Origin of the sequence: Mesorhizobium sp. M0030 (assembly GCF_040323695.1) — a bacterium.
GTDB lineage: Bacteria > Pseudomonadota > Alphaproteobacteria > Rhizobiales > Rhizobiaceae > Mesorhizobium.
In genome coordinates this window covers 217060-231767 of record NZ_JAMYVE010000009.1, presented here as the reverse complement: position 1 = coordinate 231767, position 14708 = coordinate 217060, and the positions used below count along the sequence as shown (strand labels likewise).

At 64.3% G+C, this 14708-nt stretch carries 15 protein-coding genes; 11 read left to right on the top strand and 4 right to left on the bottom strand.

Annotation, left to right across the window (positions count from 1 at the left end; all coding sequences use genetic code 11):
• Nucleotides 1-109 precede the first annotated feature (109 nt).
• The gene (locus NKJ80_RS19555) at nt 110-985 is read left to right on the top strand and encodes a DMT family transporter (protein WP_031195766.1); all 876 of its coding nucleotides are present in this window, start codon (nt 110-112) and stop codon (nt 983-985) included.
• On the opposite strand, the gene NKJ80_RS19550 is transcribed toward NKJ80_RS19555, so the two are convergent.
• Entirely contained in the window at nt 982-1833 is an 852-nt protein-coding gene (locus NKJ80_RS19550; RefSeq protein WP_023671675.1) for a YihY/virulence factor BrkB family protein, read from the bottom strand. The two genes, NKJ80_RS19555 and NKJ80_RS19550, sit on opposite strands and share 4 nt — an antisense overlap.
• A 60-nt stretch (nt 1834-1893) precedes the next feature.
• Here NKJ80_RS19550 and NKJ80_RS19545 point away from each other — a divergent pair, with 60 nt between their 5' ends.
• The 7 genes from NKJ80_RS19545 (at nt 1894) to NKJ80_RS19515 (ending at nt 7321) form a co-directional block, all read left to right on the top strand.
• Complete coding sequence (locus tag NKJ80_RS19545) at nt 1894-2760, top strand: SDR family oxidoreductase (protein ID WP_352498154.1); 867 nt, start codon at nt 1894-1896, stop codon at nt 2758-2760.
• A gap of 24 nt (nt 2761-2784) precedes the next feature.
• Entirely contained in the window at nt 2785-2976 is a 192-nt protein-coding gene (locus tag NKJ80_RS19540; RefSeq protein ID WP_023671673.1) for a twin transmembrane helix small protein, read from the top strand.
• A 19-nt stretch (nt 2977-2995) separates the two neighbouring features.
• A complete protein-coding gene (locus tag NKJ80_RS19535) occupies nt 2996-3577 on the top strand; it encodes a cob(I)yrinic acid a,c-diamide adenosyltransferase (RefSeq protein ID WP_023671672.1) in 582 nt (193 codons plus the stop codon).
• A 29-nt stretch (nt 3578-3606) separates the two neighbouring features.
• Nucleotides 3607-4407, top strand: coding sequence for a rhomboid family intramembrane serine protease (locus tag NKJ80_RS19530; protein WP_352498153.1), 801 nt, complete (start codon nt 3607-3609; stop codon nt 4405-4407).
• A gap of 216 nt (nt 4408-4623) precedes the next feature.
• Nucleotides 4624-5373: an electron transfer flavoprotein subunit beta/FixA family protein gene (locus NKJ80_RS19525; RefSeq protein WP_352498152.1), complete on the top strand. Its 750-nt coding sequence runs from the start codon at nt 4624-4626 to the stop codon at nt 5371-5373.
• Between the two features lie 19 nt (nt 5374-5392).
• Nucleotides 5393-6322: an electron transfer flavoprotein subunit alpha/FixB family protein gene (locus tag NKJ80_RS19520; protein ID WP_023742875.1), complete on the top strand. Its 930-nt coding sequence runs from the start codon at nt 5393-5395 to the stop codon at nt 6320-6322.
• Between the two features lie 120 nt (nt 6323-6442).
• Nucleotides 6443-7321 carry a 3-hydroxybutyryl-CoA dehydrogenase gene (locus NKJ80_RS19515; protein WP_023671668.1) on the top strand — a complete coding sequence of 293 codons (879 nt, stop codon included), beginning with the start codon at nt 6443-6445 and terminating at the stop codon, nt 7319-7321.
• A 27-nt stretch (nt 7322-7348) separates the two neighbouring features.
• Here NKJ80_RS19515 and NKJ80_RS19510 read toward each other — a convergent pair whose 3' ends face one another.
• The 3 genes from NKJ80_RS19510 to NKJ80_RS19500 form a co-directional block, all read right to left on the bottom strand.
• Nucleotides 7349-9283: a PAS domain S-box protein gene (locus NKJ80_RS19510; RefSeq protein ID WP_352498151.1), complete on the bottom strand. Its 1935-nt coding sequence runs from the start codon at nt 9281-9283 to the stop codon at nt 7349-7351.
• Between the two features lie 202 nt (nt 9284-9485).
• Nucleotides 9486-10124: an NrsF family protein gene (locus NKJ80_RS19505; protein ID WP_023671666.1), complete on the bottom strand. Its 639-nt coding sequence runs from the start codon at nt 10122-10124 to the stop codon at nt 9486-9488.
• A gap of 1 nt (nt 10125) precedes the next feature.
• Complete coding sequence (locus tag NKJ80_RS19500) at nt 10126-10677, bottom strand: sigma-70 family RNA polymerase sigma factor (RefSeq protein ID WP_023671665.1); 552 nt, start codon at nt 10675-10677, stop codon at nt 10126-10128.
• 204 nt (nt 10678-10881) lie between these two features.
• Here NKJ80_RS19500 and NKJ80_RS19495 point away from each other — a divergent pair, with 204 nt between their 5' ends.
• The 3 genes from NKJ80_RS19495 (at nt 10882) to NKJ80_RS19485 (ending at nt 14694) form a co-directional block, all read left to right on the top strand.
• Nucleotides 10882-11889 (top strand): iron ABC transporter substrate-binding protein, encoded by a 1008-nt coding sequence (locus NKJ80_RS19495; protein ID WP_352443944.1) that lies wholly within the window; start codon nt 10882-10884, stop codon nt 11887-11889.
• Nucleotides 11890-12043: 154 nt separating this feature from the next.
• Nucleotides 12044-13615 (top strand): ABC transporter permease, encoded by a 1572-nt coding sequence (locus NKJ80_RS19490; protein ID WP_352498150.1) that lies wholly within the window; start codon nt 12044-12046, stop codon nt 13613-13615.
• Entirely contained in the window at nt 13612-14694 is a 1083-nt protein-coding gene (locus NKJ80_RS19485; protein ID WP_352443946.1) for an ABC transporter ATP-binding protein, read from the top strand. Before NKJ80_RS19490 ends, NKJ80_RS19485 begins: the two co-directional genes overlap by 4 nt.
• Nucleotides 14695-14708 lie beyond the last annotated feature (14 nt).

Genomic DNA, 14708 nt, shown 5'->3' with positions numbered 1-14708 from the left:
TATGTACCAATTGTTTCACTTTGCTTGCCGGATTGAACCGCATTAGAGCAATTGCCGTATTTGTCTCTTCACCGAATCGGACCTCTCCACCGGAAACGGCTTCCCCGAAATGCACAGTCTCAAGCGGTTCATCCCCGCCTCGTTTGTCGTCCTGTGGGCGACAGGTTTCATCGGCGCGCGCTACGCCATGCCCTGGGCGGAGCCCTTCACCTTTCTGGCAGCCCGCTTTGTCATCGCCGCCTTGCTGCTTGCCGGGCTGATGCTCGTGCTTGGCTCGAAGCGAGCCACAAGGGCAGAAGCGCTTCACGCCACGGTCGCCGGCATCCTCATGCATGGCATCTATCTCGGCGCCGTGTTCTGGGCGATCCACAGGGGCATGCCCGCCGGGCTTTCGGCGCTGATCGTCGGCCTGCAACCGCTGATCACCGCCGTGCTTGCCGGCCGGTTCCTCGGCGAGGACATCCTGCCGCGCCACTGGGCCGGCCTTGCCGTCGGCCTTGTGGGAGTGATCATCGTGCTGTGGCCGAAGCTCGGCGCTCTCGGCGGCGGCGTTACGCCCGAAACCCTGACGGCGTCGCTGGTCTCGGTGCTGGGCATGAGCGCCGGGACCATCTGGCAGAAGCGCTATGCCTCGGGTGGCGACCTGGTGGCGGCGACGATGTGGCAATATATCGGCGGCGGCTCGCTGATGATCCTGGCTTCGCTGGCACTGGAGACCCACACGGTGATCATCAACGGCGAACTGATCTTCGCCATGGCCTGGCTGGTCCTGGTGCTGTCGATCGGCGCCATCTTCCTGCTGATGGTGATGATCCGCGACGGCGAGATGTCGAAGGTCGCGTCGCTGTTCTACCTGGTGCCGGCCGTCACCGCTGTCATCGCCTGGGCGCTGTTCGGCGAACAGCTCAGCCTCGTGCAGATCGTCGGCATGGCAATCGCGACGCTCGGCGTCGGGCTGGCCACGGCTCGGCCAGCCAAAACCTAGCTGCCGACACGTGCGCGCGCTTCGAGAAAGCGGCTGATCGCCGCATTGAGTTCGCCGCCGAGGATGAAGATCGCCGACAGCATATAGAGGAAAACCACGGCGATCATGATCGAGGCGAGGCCGGCATAGGTCGTCACATAGGACGAGAAATGGTCGAGGTAGGTCGCGAACATCGTCGAGCCGACAAGCCACGCAGCCAGAGTGAAGATGATGCCAGGCACCAGCGAGACAAAGCGGCGCTTGCCCGCCGGCAGCCAGTAGTGGACGGCAAACAAGCCACCAATGATGACGGTTGAGGCGATGACGTAGCGCCACAGCGTGATCGTGCCCGTATAGGGTTTGATCCACTCGAAATGAGCTTCCGCCAGCCGCGCCAGCAAAGGCGCAAAGACCAGGAGCACGCTGATCGCCAGGAAACCGGCCGTCGCGATCAGCACGAAGAAAATGCTCTGCACCCGGCGGTAGATGATGCCGCGCGTTTCGGCGACGCGGTAGGCGCGGTTGAGCGAGGTGCGCAGCGCCTCGATGCCGTTGGAGGCGAAATAGGCCGCCAGAAGCACGCCGTAGGTCAAAAGATCGGTGCGCCGCACGGTCAGCACGTTGAGCACCTCGCGCGCGATAGGCTTGGCGATCTGTTCGGGCCAGGTGTCGAAGACCAGGTGCACGGCAGTATCGGCGAACGCCTGCGCACCGAGGAAGCTCGCCAGCGTGGTGGCGAAGATCAGGAACGGGAACAGCGCCATGAGCGAAGTGATCGCCAGATGGCTGGCCATGGCCCAGCCGTCATCGGTGTTGAAATGGCCAAGCGCGTCATAGAGCACGCGGCGCAGCACGACGATATTCCGCATCAAGAGCCGCGTTCCCTTCGATTGTCTCGACGCCGCGAATATGGGAAGGGATTGTGGCAAATGGCAACCCTTGCTCAAACCACGATGCCGCCTGCCAAAGAGTTGCGCACCATCATCGTCACCGGCGCCTCGTCCGGGATAGGCGCCCACTGCGCCCGTGCACTGAAGGCGGATGGCTGGCGCGTGTTTGCAACGGCGCGCAAGCCGGATGACATAGCCGCACTTGAAGCCGATGGCATCGAGGCCTTTTATCTCGACTACCGTGAGCCGGATTCCATCGCAGCACTTGCGGCATCGGTGCTGGAGCGGACAGGCGGACGCCTCGACGCCCTGTTCAACAACGGCGCCCATGCACAGCCCGGCGCCGTGGAAGACCTGCCGGTTGCGGCATTGCGCGAGCAGTTCGAGGCCAATTTCTTCGGCTGGCACGACCTCACCCGACGCATCGTACCGGTAATGCGTCGCCAGGGACATGGCCGCCTCGTTCATTGTTCCTCGATCCTTGGGCTAGCGCCGGTGCCTTTTCGCGGCGCCTACTCAGCCTCCAAGCACGCGCTCGAAGGCCTGATGCTGTGCATGCAGCAGGAACTCAGGGGCAGCGGCATCCATGTCTCGCTGATCGAACCGGGGCCGGTGACCTCGAAAATCGCCAGCAACGGGCTGTTCTGGTTCCTGAAAAACATCGACCACGAGAATTCCGTCCACCACGTCGCCTATGCCACGCAGCTGGCGCGGCTTCGGGCCGGCGGCAGCTCATCACGGCTGAAAAAGGGGCCGGAGGTGGTCTATGCGGCCTTGCGCCATGCACTTCTGTCGCGGCGCCCGCGCCCGCACTATGTGGTAACAGTGCCGGCCAGGATTGGCGTGATGCTCAAGCGCATCCTGCCGGCATCGATGCTCTACCGCGTTCTGGCCGGACGCGCCTGATCGCAACAGAACTGGGAACAGATCATGGCAACCGTCATCAAAGTCCTCCTCGTCCTCGTCATGGTCGCCGTGGTGATCGTGCTTGTCCGCGGCCTCATCAACATGATGCGCGGCGGCTCCGGTGTGAGCTCGAACAAGCTGATGCAGGCACGCGTGCTGCTGCAGGCGCTGGCGTTGGCACTGATCCTGCTGGTGGTGTATTTCACCCGCAAGTGACGGCCGTTCGGGAGGCGACGTGGTCAAGCTCAACAAGATCTACACCCGCACCGGCGATGACGGCACCACTGGCCTCGGCACCGGTGAACGCAGGCTGAAATCCGACCTGCGCGTCGATGCCTACGGCACCGTCGATGAAGCCAATGCCTGCATCGGCATCGCCCGCCTGCACACAGCGGCAAGTTATCCCGCCATCGACGCCATGCTGTCCCGCATCCAGAACGATTTGTTCGACCTCGGCGCCGATCTCGCCGTGCCCGACGACGGCAAGCCGCTGGGCTACGAGCCGCTGCGCATCATCGCCTCGCAGACCGACCGCGTCGAAAAGGATATCGACCTTCTCAACAAGGATCTGCAGCCGCTCAAATCCTTCGTGCTCAATGGCGGCACGCCGGCGGCGGCAGCACTTCATCTTGCCCGCACCGTGGCGCGACGGGCCGAGCGGATCATGGTGGCGCTGGCGCAGGACCCGGCCGAACATGTCAATCGCGAGGGGCTGAAATACATAAACCGCGTCTCCGACTTTCTGTTCGTCGCCGCCCGTGCGGTCAATGACAACGGAAATGCCGACGTGTTATGGGTGCCCGGCAAGAACCGCTGAATTTTCGAAGGCGGGAAAGGGCTTGGGGCATGTTCATCCCGCTTTACGACTCCAACAGGTTGCGCCACATCCGGCTGCAATATGTGACGATCGGCCTGATCGCGGCCAACGTGTTGGTCTTTCTCATCACCACGATCGGCGGCGAAAATTTCAACAACGCCGCCGTGCTCGGCCTCGGCTTCATCCCTTCGGTTGTCCACGACACGGCAGAACTCTCGCCCCAATTCGTCGTCATTCCGGAGAGCCTGAGTTACCTCACCTATGCGTTCCTGCATGCCGATATCTTTCATCTCGGCGGCAACATGCTGTTCCTGTGGGTGTTCGGCGATAATGTCGAGGACGCACTCGGCCACATCCGCTACCTTATCTTCTACCTGCTTTGCGCCATCGCCGGCGCCTTCTTCCAAGGGCTCGTCGCCTGGAGTTCGGAGGTGCCGCTGATCGGCGCCTCCGGCGCCATTGCCGGCGTCGTCGCCGCCTATCTGGTCCTCTACCCCCGGGTGAAAGTGTGGGTGCTGGTCTTTGCCCGCATTCCGCTGCGTATCCCGGCCTACATCCCGCTGATCCTGTGGATCGGCTTCCAGGTGGTGATGTTTGCCGCCGGCGGCGAAAACCATATATCCTGGGCCTGCCATATTGGCGGCATCATTGCCGGTGGCGTGCTGGTGCTCATCATGCGCAGCCGCGGCGTGCCGCTGCTCGCCGGTGACGACGGCGAGCCGGAACCCGCCGATCAGCCAGCCGCTTCTACTGGGCCGGCGCCAGCCGGTCCCGCTCCCGTGCAACCTGAGACGCGTTGGGGCCGGGGTGGCGCTTCCGGTCACAACTGAACCGATTTGAGCGGTTTGGCCGCTGCCGTGGCATATTGACGTGTTGCGTCTCCACAACTACGGAGAGCGCCACCGCTAGGCGGCAGAAGACAAGAATTCCGTCCGGCCAGAATTCCGTTTGGCCGGAATTCAGTCAGGAATGTCGGCTTTCGACAACTCTGCGGAGGCGCACGCTGCTATAGCGCGCCCGGATATCTCAGGAGAGGTGACAGGCAAATGAAGATCCTTGTGCCCGTGAAGCGGGTTGTGGATGCGAACGTCAAGGTTCGCGTCAAGGCCGATGGTTCGGCGGTTGAACTCGCCAACGTCAAGATGGCGATGAACCCGTTCGACGAGATCGCGGTGGAAGAGGCGCTCCGGCTGAAGGAAGCCGGCAAGGCCGAAGAGATCATCGTCGTGTCGATCGGCCCGCAGCAGGCGCAGGAAACGCTCCGCACCGCGCTCGCCATGGGCGCCGACCGCGCCATCCTGGTCAAGACAGACGAACAGACCGAGCCGCTCGGCGTCGCCAAGGTGCTGAAGGGCGTCGTTGACGCCGAACAGCCCGGTCTCGTGATCCTCGGCAAGCAGGCGATCGATGATGACTCGAACCAGACCGGCCAGATGCTGGCCGCCCTGCTCGGCTGGGCACAGGGCACTTTCGCCTCCAAGGTCGTGATCGACGGCGACAAGGCCAAGGTGACGCGCGAAGTCGACGGCGGCCTGCAGACGGTGGAACTGAAGATGCCGGCGATCATCACCGCCGATCTTCGCCTCAACCAGCCGCGCTATGCCTCGCTGCCCAACATCATGAAGGCCAAGAAGAAGCCGCTCGACGAAAAGAGCCCGGCCGATTACCGCGCCGACGTCAAGCCGCGCCTGAAGGTGCTCAAGACCGAGGAGCCCAGCGGCCGCAAGGCGGGCGTGAAGGTCAAGAGCGTCGCCGAACTGGTCGACAAGCTGAAGAACGAAGCCGGCGTGCTCTGAGACTGGAAGGAACAGATAAATGACCATTCTCCTCATCGCAGAACACGACAACGCCAGCCTTTCTGACCAGACCGCCAAGGCGCTCTCGGCGGCGCTGCAGATCGGTTCGGACGTGCATGTTCTGGTTGCCGGCAAAGGCGCCAAAGGCGCTGCCGACGCCGCCGCCAAGCTCAAGGGCGTGAGCAAGGTGCTGCTGGCCGAGGCCGACGAACTGGCCGAGCGCCTCGCCGAACCGCTCGCCGCACTCGTTGTCTCACTGGCCGGCGCCTACGACACCATAATCGCGCCGGCGACCTCGTCGGGCAAGAACGTCGCGCCGCGCGTCGCGGCCCTGCTCGATGTCGCGCAGGTGTCGGAAATCATCGAAGTGATTTCGCCCGATACCTTCAAGCGTCCGATCTATGCCGGCAACGCCATCCAGACGGTGCAGTCGAGCGACGCCAAGAAGGTGATCACCGTGCGGACCGCTTCCTTCCAGGGCGCGCCCGAAGGCGGTTCGGCCGCGGTCGAGACGATCCAGGCAGCGTCCAATCCGGGCCTGTCCACCTTCGTCGAGAACAGGCTGTCGGAGACGGACCGTCCGGAGCTGACCTCGGCCAAGATCATCATTTCGGGCGGTCGCGCGCTCGGTTCCTCGGAAAAGTTCCAGGAGGTCATTCTGCCGGTCGCCGACAAGCTCGGTGCAGCCGTCGGCGCCTCGCGCGCTGCCGTCGACGCCGGCTACGCCCCGAACGACTGGCAGGTCGGCCAGACGGGCAAGGTCGTGGCGCCTGACCTCTATATTGCCGTCGGCATTTCCGGCGCCATCCAGCACCTTGCCGGCATGAAGGATTCGAAGGTCATCGTCGCCATCAACAAGGACGAAGAGGCGCCGATCTTCCAGGTTGCCGATTACGGCCTGGTCGGCGACCTGTTCGTCATCCTGCCGGAACTGCAAAAGGCGCTTTGACGCTTTCTGCCAAAGCGTATTAAATTGTGAAAGGGTGGGGTAGACGAAGCTGCCCCACCCTTTTAGTTTGCACTGCACAAAAAGCAGGCCGCAAAGGCCTTTTCGACGGGATCGCTGCAAATGGCCAAGATCGAGACGATCGGCATCATCGGCGCCGGCCAGATGGGCGGCGGCATCGCGCATGTATCAGCACTTTCGGGTTTCAAGGTGCTGATCTACGACGTCTCGCCCGACCGTATCGAGAAGGGCATTGCCACGGTCAGCGGCAACATGGCCCGCCAGGTCGGCTCCGGCAAGCTTGAGGAAAAGCTGCGTAACGAAGCGATGGCGCGCATTTCCGCAGCCCCCACCATGGCTGATCTCGCCGGTGCCGATCTGGTTATCGAGGCGGCGACCGAGGACGAGACGGTCAAGCGCAAGATTTACGCGCAGCTCTGTCCCCAGCTCAACCCGGAAGCCATTCTGGCGACCAACACCTCGTCGATTTCGATCACCCGGCTTGCCGCGCAGACCGACCGTCCCGAGCGTTTCATCGGCATACATTTCATGAACCCCGTGCCGCTGATGAAGCTGGTCGAACTGGTGCGCGGCATCGCTACCGAGGATCAGACCTTCGAGGCGGCCAAGGCCTATGTGAAACAGCTCGACAAGACCATCACCGTCTCTGAAGATTTTCCGGCCTTCATCGTCAACCGCATTCTGTTGCCGATGATCAACGAGGCGATCTACACGCTCTATGAGGGGGTCGGCTCGGTCGATGCCATCGACACCGCCATGCGGCTCGGCGCCAACCATCCGATGGGACCGCTGCAGCTCGCCGATTTCATCGGCCTCGACACCTGCCTGTCGATTATGCAGGTGCTGCATGACGGCCTGTCGGATTCGAAATATCGCCCCTGCCCGCTGCTGGTGAAATATGTCGAGGCCGGCTGGCTCGGCCGCAAGACCGGGCGCGGCTTCTACGACTATCGCGGCGAGCATCCGGTTCCGACGCGCTAACCACCAGAACGAAAGTTCCGTGCTCCCTCAGGACGCCGCTGCAAGCGGCGGCTCTGCTTGGCCTCTTGACCCGGTATCGTCAGGCGCCACGGAAACGCAGCCGCGGCCGGCGGCCTTGGCCGCATAGCAGGCAGCATCGGCCCGGGCGATGATCTCGTCGACTTCACCGCTGTTGCTGTGGATTGGCGCCAGCCCGATGCTGGCATCGATCGCATGCGGCCGGCCGTCCCAGCTGAACTGCAGGCCGCGGATGGCGTCGATGACCGAGCGTGCGGCAATCCTGGCGCCCGCGCTCGGCCCGGCTTTCAGGATGACCGCGAATTCGTCGCCGCCGAGGCGGGCCACGATATCCTCCGGCCCAAGCGCACCGCGAATGGCCTCGGCAACCCGCTTCAGCAAGGCGTCGCCGGCGGCGTGCCCGCCAGTGTCGTTGACCAGCTTGAAATGGTCTAGATCGATGAACATGAAATGATGTTCGCCCGCCGGCCTGGCTGTGCCGGCCTTGCGGCTCCGGTCGACCAGTTCCTCCGTGGTTCGGATAAAGCTCGAACGGTTGGCAAGGCCAGTCAGCGCATCATGCGCGGCGGCATAGGCGAGTTGGCGCTGCAAGGCGCGCGCATCTGTGAAGTCCTGGAAGACGATGACCAGGCCGCAGAACTCCTGGCGGTCGTTCATGATCGGCGACACCACCTGGCGGATGCTGCAGCGCGTGTCGTCGCGACGGATGAGGACGGCGCGACTGTTCTGGTCGGCAGGGCTGGCGCTGCCGAGCGCCGGCCGCGTCATGCCGATCCTTTGCCCGGTTTCTTCGTCCACCGCCCAGTAGACATGGCCAAGCGTCTTGCCGAGCGCCTCTGCGCCAACAACGCCGGTGAGCTTTTCGGCGACAGGGTTCATGAAGGTGATGCGGTTTGCGGCATCGGTGCAGATGACGGCGTCGCCGATCGACTGCAGCGTCACCCTCAGCCGCTCCTTCTCGTCGGCCAGCATTGCCGCCGATACGATGAGGCTTTCCTCGGTTTGCTTGCGCTGGGTGATGTCGGTCAGGCTGCCGATGGCCCTGACCAACCTTCCGTCCTTGTCGCGTTCGAGCGTCTTGCCGCGATCAAGGATCCAGACCCAGTGGCCATCCTTGTGGCGCATCCGGAACTCGGCTTCGAAGAACGGCGTCCTGCCCTCCAGATGGGCACGATCGGCTTCGGCCACGTTTTCGCGATCGTCGGGGTGGATCATCGCCAGCCAGCGGTCGGGGTCGCCGTCCAGCTCGCCAACGGCATAGCCCAGCATCTTCACCCAGGTGGCGGAGTAGGTGGTGCCACCCTTGCGCATGTCGAGGTCCCAGACGCCTTGTCCGGCGCTGGCCAGGGCAAAATTCCAGCGCGTTTCGGCCTCGGCTATGCGCGCCTCGGATTGCTTGCGCGCGTCGATATCCTCGATCTGCGAGACCAGGTAGAGCGGGCGGCCGCTCTTCTCGTCACGAATGACGGAGCCCGCAAGATGGGCCCATACCGGCGTGCCGTCCTTCCTGAGGTAGCGCTTTTCGAAGTGGAAAGCGTTGACGGTGCCCGCCCGCATGCCGTCCATCGTCTCACGGCCGATCTGCACATCGTCGGGATGGGTGATCTGAAAGAAGGTCAGCGCCTCGATCTCCTGCTTGCTGTAGCCGAGCATGGCGGCGAAGGCCGGGTTGGTTTCGTGGATGCGGCCGTCGAGGCCGACAATGGCGATGCCGATCGCCGAATCCTCCATGGCGCGGCGGAAACGCTGCTCGCTTTCGGCGATCTGCCGGCGGTCGTCCAGTATCCGGTAAATGAACAGGGCGGCGAGAATCAGCGCAACGGCGGCGACCGGCACCGATATCTGCAGGCAGAGTTTCAGCACTTCGGCGCTGACATCGAGCCGCGACAGCAGGAGCGCGACCACGGCAGCGCAAAGCCCTCCGGCCGCAAGCACCAAAGCCACGTGACTGTCAGCCCGCAGGCTTTTTCGCTCTCGTCGCATCACTGTGCATGCCACCCCATGCGCAACACATTTCTGCAAAAAACACTGGATGATCGATTTTAAGGAAAGGTTGCGCCGGAGCCACCGGCAACACGGTGAACCCGCAAACAATTCCCGGCATGATTAAGGATCGGTGATTATTGGGCGATCTTGGACGGCCCGGTCACCAGCGCACGAAGAACCGTCCCCCGAGCGCGCCCAGACCGGCGAGGACGGCGATAGCGAGCGTGTACCAGGTGGCGACGAAAAGCGGCGAATCGTCGAAGCAGTGCGCGGCGTAGAAGGTCGCCGCCAGGCCGCCGGCGAGCAGTCCCGCGACCGCCCCGGCCAACACCGGCCGCGTCGGCGCTCCATAGCGCAGCATCCACAGGAAGACGGCAAGCGGGCCGATTCCGATCAGCGGGATGAAGCCCATGCAGATCATCATGTTGGAGCCGACCATGCGCGTGCTCCACATCGGCTCCGGCACCATGAACAGTTCGAGAGCCACCGCCACGGCCACCAGCAGCGGCGCCGCTAGCATCCAGGCCGCGGCTCTTGCCGTCGAAGCGCCCGGCGTCGACAACGCCCGGACCAGGCCAAAGGCGGTGACGGCGAGCACGATGGTGAACACGAACTTCGCCAGGAACCGCATCGTGTGCATGGCGGTCATGATGTCGGGACGCGGGCCGATGGTGAGAAAGAAGACCAGAGCCGCGATCACCGCCGCGGCTGCCGCCGCCATCAACCAGGCCGAGCGCAGCGGCATCGCCTTGCTGCTTGTGTCGGCGTCGAGTGCCTTGATGAGATCCTCCGTCCTCATGTCACTGCCGCCCGAAGCGCCCCTGCCCAAATCGCTTGGCGATCGCGGCAAGCCCGCGATGCAGCGACACCCGCACCGCCGTCTCGCTGACGCCGAGCCTGGCCGCCGTCTCGCCGATGGAGCGGCCGTCGACCGAGATCGAAGAAACGACGGAACGCTGCGCAGCCGGCAGTCCGTCCAGCGCCCGGTTGATGTCGCGTTCGCTGACGGTCTCGGTTTCCGGCTCGGCAAAGGTCTCGGCGATCTCGTCGATCTCAATTTCGATGCGCCGTCCGCGCCGCCGGAAAGCATCGATCAGCTTGAAGCGGGCTATCGCATAGATCCATGGCAACACCGGCGCGTCCTGGCGCCAGGTATGCCGTTTCACATGAATGGCCAGCAAGGTTTCCTGCACGACATCCTCGGGATCGACCCCGCCCTGTACGATCTTGCGCCTCGCAAAGCCGCGAACCAGCGCGGCGATCCGGTGCAAAAAGTCGGCGTAGGCCCTTTCATCTCCCGCGATCGCGGCCCGCATCAGCCGGGAAAGCTCGGCCTCATCCTTGCCGCTCACAAGAGTTCACTCCCCGATCTTCGCGCCTCGGCACCGATTTGTTACGTGTCCGGCGAAATGATGTCCAAGCCAAAGTGCCGCAAAATCACGAAAGTTTGCGGGAGCGGCGACCGATTGAAGCAGCCGAGCAATGTTGACTACTGCTGTCAGGTATCGATAGGTGCAGCCAGCGAAACCAGAACCACCGCGATTGAGGATGACGCCATGAGATACACGCTCTCCACCCTAGCGGGGGCCACAGCGCTGGCCGTGAGCATGATCGCCGGGCCGGCGATGGCCGCGGATGCCGGCATCATCGTCTACAACGCCCAGCATGAGAGCCTGGCCAAGGAATGGGTCGAAGGTTTCACCAAGGAAACCGGCATCAAGGTCACGCTGCGCAATGGCGGCGACAGCGATTTCTCCAACCAGATCGTCGCCGAGGGCGCTTCTTCGCCGGCCGACGTGTTCCTGACCGAGAACTCGCCGGCCATGACTCTGGTCGAAGCGGCGGGCCTTTTCGCGCCGGTCGACGCCGACACGCTGGCGCAAGTCCCGGCCGAATTCCAGCCGAGCAGCGGCAAATGGGTGGGTGTCGCGGCGCGCAGCACCGTCTTTGCCTACAACAAGACCAAGCTCACGGCCGAAAAGCTGCCCAAATCGATGCTCGATCTCGCCGATCCCGCCTGGAAAGGCCGCTGGGCAGCCTCGCCTTCCGGCGCCGATTTTCAGGCCATCGTCAGCGCGCTGCTCGAGCTCAAGGGCGAAGCCGCAACCGCCGACTGGCTGAAGGCCATGAAGGAGAATTTCACCGCCTACAAGGGCAACGGCACGGTGATGAAGGCGGTCAATGCCGGCGAGATCGAAGGCGGAATCATCTACCACTATTACTATTTCGGCGATCAGGCAAAGACCGGCGAAAACAGCAAGAACGTCGAACTGCATTATTTCAAGAACCAGGATCCCGGCGCTTTCGTCTCGATCTCCGGCGGCGGCGTGCTCGCCTCGAGCAAACACCCGAAGGAAGCCCAGGCGTTCCTCAAATGGGTGACCGGCAAAGGCGGCCAGGACGTGCTGAAGACCGGCACGTCCTTCGAATACGCTATCGGCAAGGACGCGCAGTCCAATCCCAGGCTGGTGCCGCTGGCCGATCTGCAGGCACCGAAGGTCGATCCGGCGACACTGAACTCCAAGAAGGTGACGGACCTGATGACGGCAGCCGGCTTGCTTTAGTCCGCGTTCGTCCTAAAAGGGCAACGATTGCGCTCCTGCCGGACTTTCCGCAGGAGCGCTCTGTTTTCGAGATGGCATTGTCCATGACGACACATTGCGTTTCCGGCCGCGCCTGCGGCGCCCCCGCCCCGGCGGCAGTGGCGCGGTCGAGCTGATGCAAACTGCGGTCGATCTCGCACGTTCAGGCCAGACAGTCGGGCGGTCCCGCCGGAAGCCCATGTCCTGGATCGCGCTTGCCGCCATAATTGTCTCGCTGCTGTCGCTGCTGCCGCTGGCGTTCATCATCTGGATCGGTGTGCAGATCGGCTGGGACACTGCTTCGGCCCTGGTCTTCCGGCCGCGCGTCGGCGAACTCCTGGTCAACACCGTGCTTCTGGTGGCGCTCACCGTGCCGATCGCCACCGTGCTGTCGGTGACGCTGGCATGGCTGACCGAGCGCAGCGACCTGCCCGGCGCCCGCCTGTGGGCTTGGCTGTCGGTGGCGCCGCTCGCCATCCCCGCCTTCGTGCATTCCTACGCCTGGATCACCATGGTGCCGACCTTGCACGGCCTGTGGGCCGGCGTGCTGGTCTCGGTTCTCGCCTATTTCCCGTTCCTCTATCTGCCGCTGGCGGCGGCTCTGCGCCGGCTCGATCCTGCTTTGGAGGACGCAGCCGCAGCACTCGGCCTTGGACCATGGCGGGTGTTTTGGCGTGTCGTGCTGCCGCAGCTGAGACTGGCCATTTGCGGCGGCGCGCTGCTGGTCGGCCTGCATCTGCTGGCCGAATACGGCCTCTACGTCTTCATCCGCTTCGACACTTTCACCACGGCGATCGTCGACCAGTTCCAGTCGACCTTCAACGGTCCCGCCGCCAACATGCTGGCCGGCGTCCTGGTGACTTGCTGCTTCGTGCTGCTCGCGCTGGAGGTGCTGGTGCGCGGCGAGGAACGCTATGCCCGCGTAGGCTCGGGTGCCGCGCGCCGCCAGCAGCGCACCAGGCTCGGTCGCGCCACCCTGCCCTGCCTGGCTCTGCCTGCCATCGCCACGCTTCTCGCCATCGGCGTGCCCTTCGTCACCATCGGCCGCTGGCTGGTCGCTGGCGGCGCCGATGTCTGGCGTTTCGACGAGATCGGCCTGGCGCTTGGCCAGACGCTCTTCCTGGCGCTCGCCGGCGCCCTGTTGGCAACAATCGCCGCCATGCCGATGGCCTGGATCTCGATCCGCGCGCCCGGGCCGCTGCAGCGGCTGCTCGAGGGCTGCAACTACATCGTCGGTTCGCTGCCCGGCGTCGTGATCGCGTTGGCGCTGGTCACCATCACCGTGCGCATCGCCATGCCGCTCTACCAGACGCTGTTCACCATCCTGGTCGCCTATGCGCTGATGTTCCTGCCGCGCGCGCTGATCAGCCTCAGAGCCTCGATCGCGCAGGCGCCGGTCGAGCTCGAACGCGCCGCCGCCAGCCTTGGCCGGCCGCCGCTGAAAGCGCTGTGGTCGACGACGATCCGCCTGTCGGCGCCTGGCGCCGCCGCCGGCATGGCGCTGGTGGCGCTCGGCATCATGAACGAACTGACCGCCACCCAGATGCTGGCGCCCAACGGCACGCGCACGCTGGCCATGGCGTTCTGGTCCTATAGCGGCGAGATCGACTATGCCTCGGCAGCGCCTTACGCCTTCATCATGGTGGCGATGTCACTGCCGCTGACCTGGCTGCTCTATGTCCAGTCGAAACGGATGGCCGGACGATGAGCTTTCTCGAAATAAGCGGCCTCACCAAGCACTACGGCCCGGTCGCAGCCCTTGCCGGCATCGAGCTCAGCGCCGCAAGCGGCAGTCGCACCGCGATCGTCGGCCCGTCCGGCTGCGGCAAGACGACGTTGCTGCGGCTGATCGCCGGCTTCGAGGCGCCCGACCAGGGCCGCGTCGTGCTCGACGGCGAGGTGCTGGCCAATGGCGGCCATGCGGTGCCGGCGCACCGCCGCGGCATTGGCCTGGTGGCGCAGGACGGCGCCCTGTTCCCGCATCTCAGCATCGGCGACAATATCGGCTTTGGCATGGCCCGCGGCGAGGACCAGCGCGCCGAGCGCATCGCCGAGCTCGCCTATACCGTCGGGCTGGACAAGGCGATCCTCAAGCGCCGCCCGCACCAGCTCTCCGGCGGCCAGCAGCAGCGCGTGGCGCTGGCCCGCGCCATGGCGATGAAGCCCAGGCTGATGCTTCTCGACGAACCGTTCTCGGCGCTCGACACCGGTCTGCGCGCCTCGATGCGCAAGGCGGTCGCCGAACTACTCGAAGCCGCCGGCATCACCACCATCCTGGTCACCCACGACCAGGCCGAGGCGCTGTCCTTCGCCAGCCAGGTGGCGGTCATGCGCGACGGAAAGTTCTCTCAGATCGGCACACCGCGAGAACTCTATCTGCAGCCGAAAGACCGCATGGTTGCCGAGTTTCTTGGCGACGCCATCATCTTGCCGGCAAAGATTTCAGGCGGCTTCGCCACCTCCTCGCTTGGTCGCATGGCCGTCGACTCGAAGGAGCGGCGCGACATCGCCCGCATCATGCTGCGACCGGAGCAGGTGCAGGTAAAGCGCACGTCGCGCGAAGGCATGTCGGGTCCTGCGGGCACGATATTCGCCGAGGTGACGGACTCGGAATTCGCAGGCTCGATGTGCACCATTGCCGTGCGGCTGTTGAACAACCCCGATCCGCCGGACGCCGCGGCGATCGGCAGCACACCGCTGACCTTACGCAAGCCGGGAATCGACGCACCTGCCGTCGGCGAGATCGTGCGTCTGACAGTTTCCGGCAAGGCGCATGTCTTCGCCTGAACTGCCGACGCGTC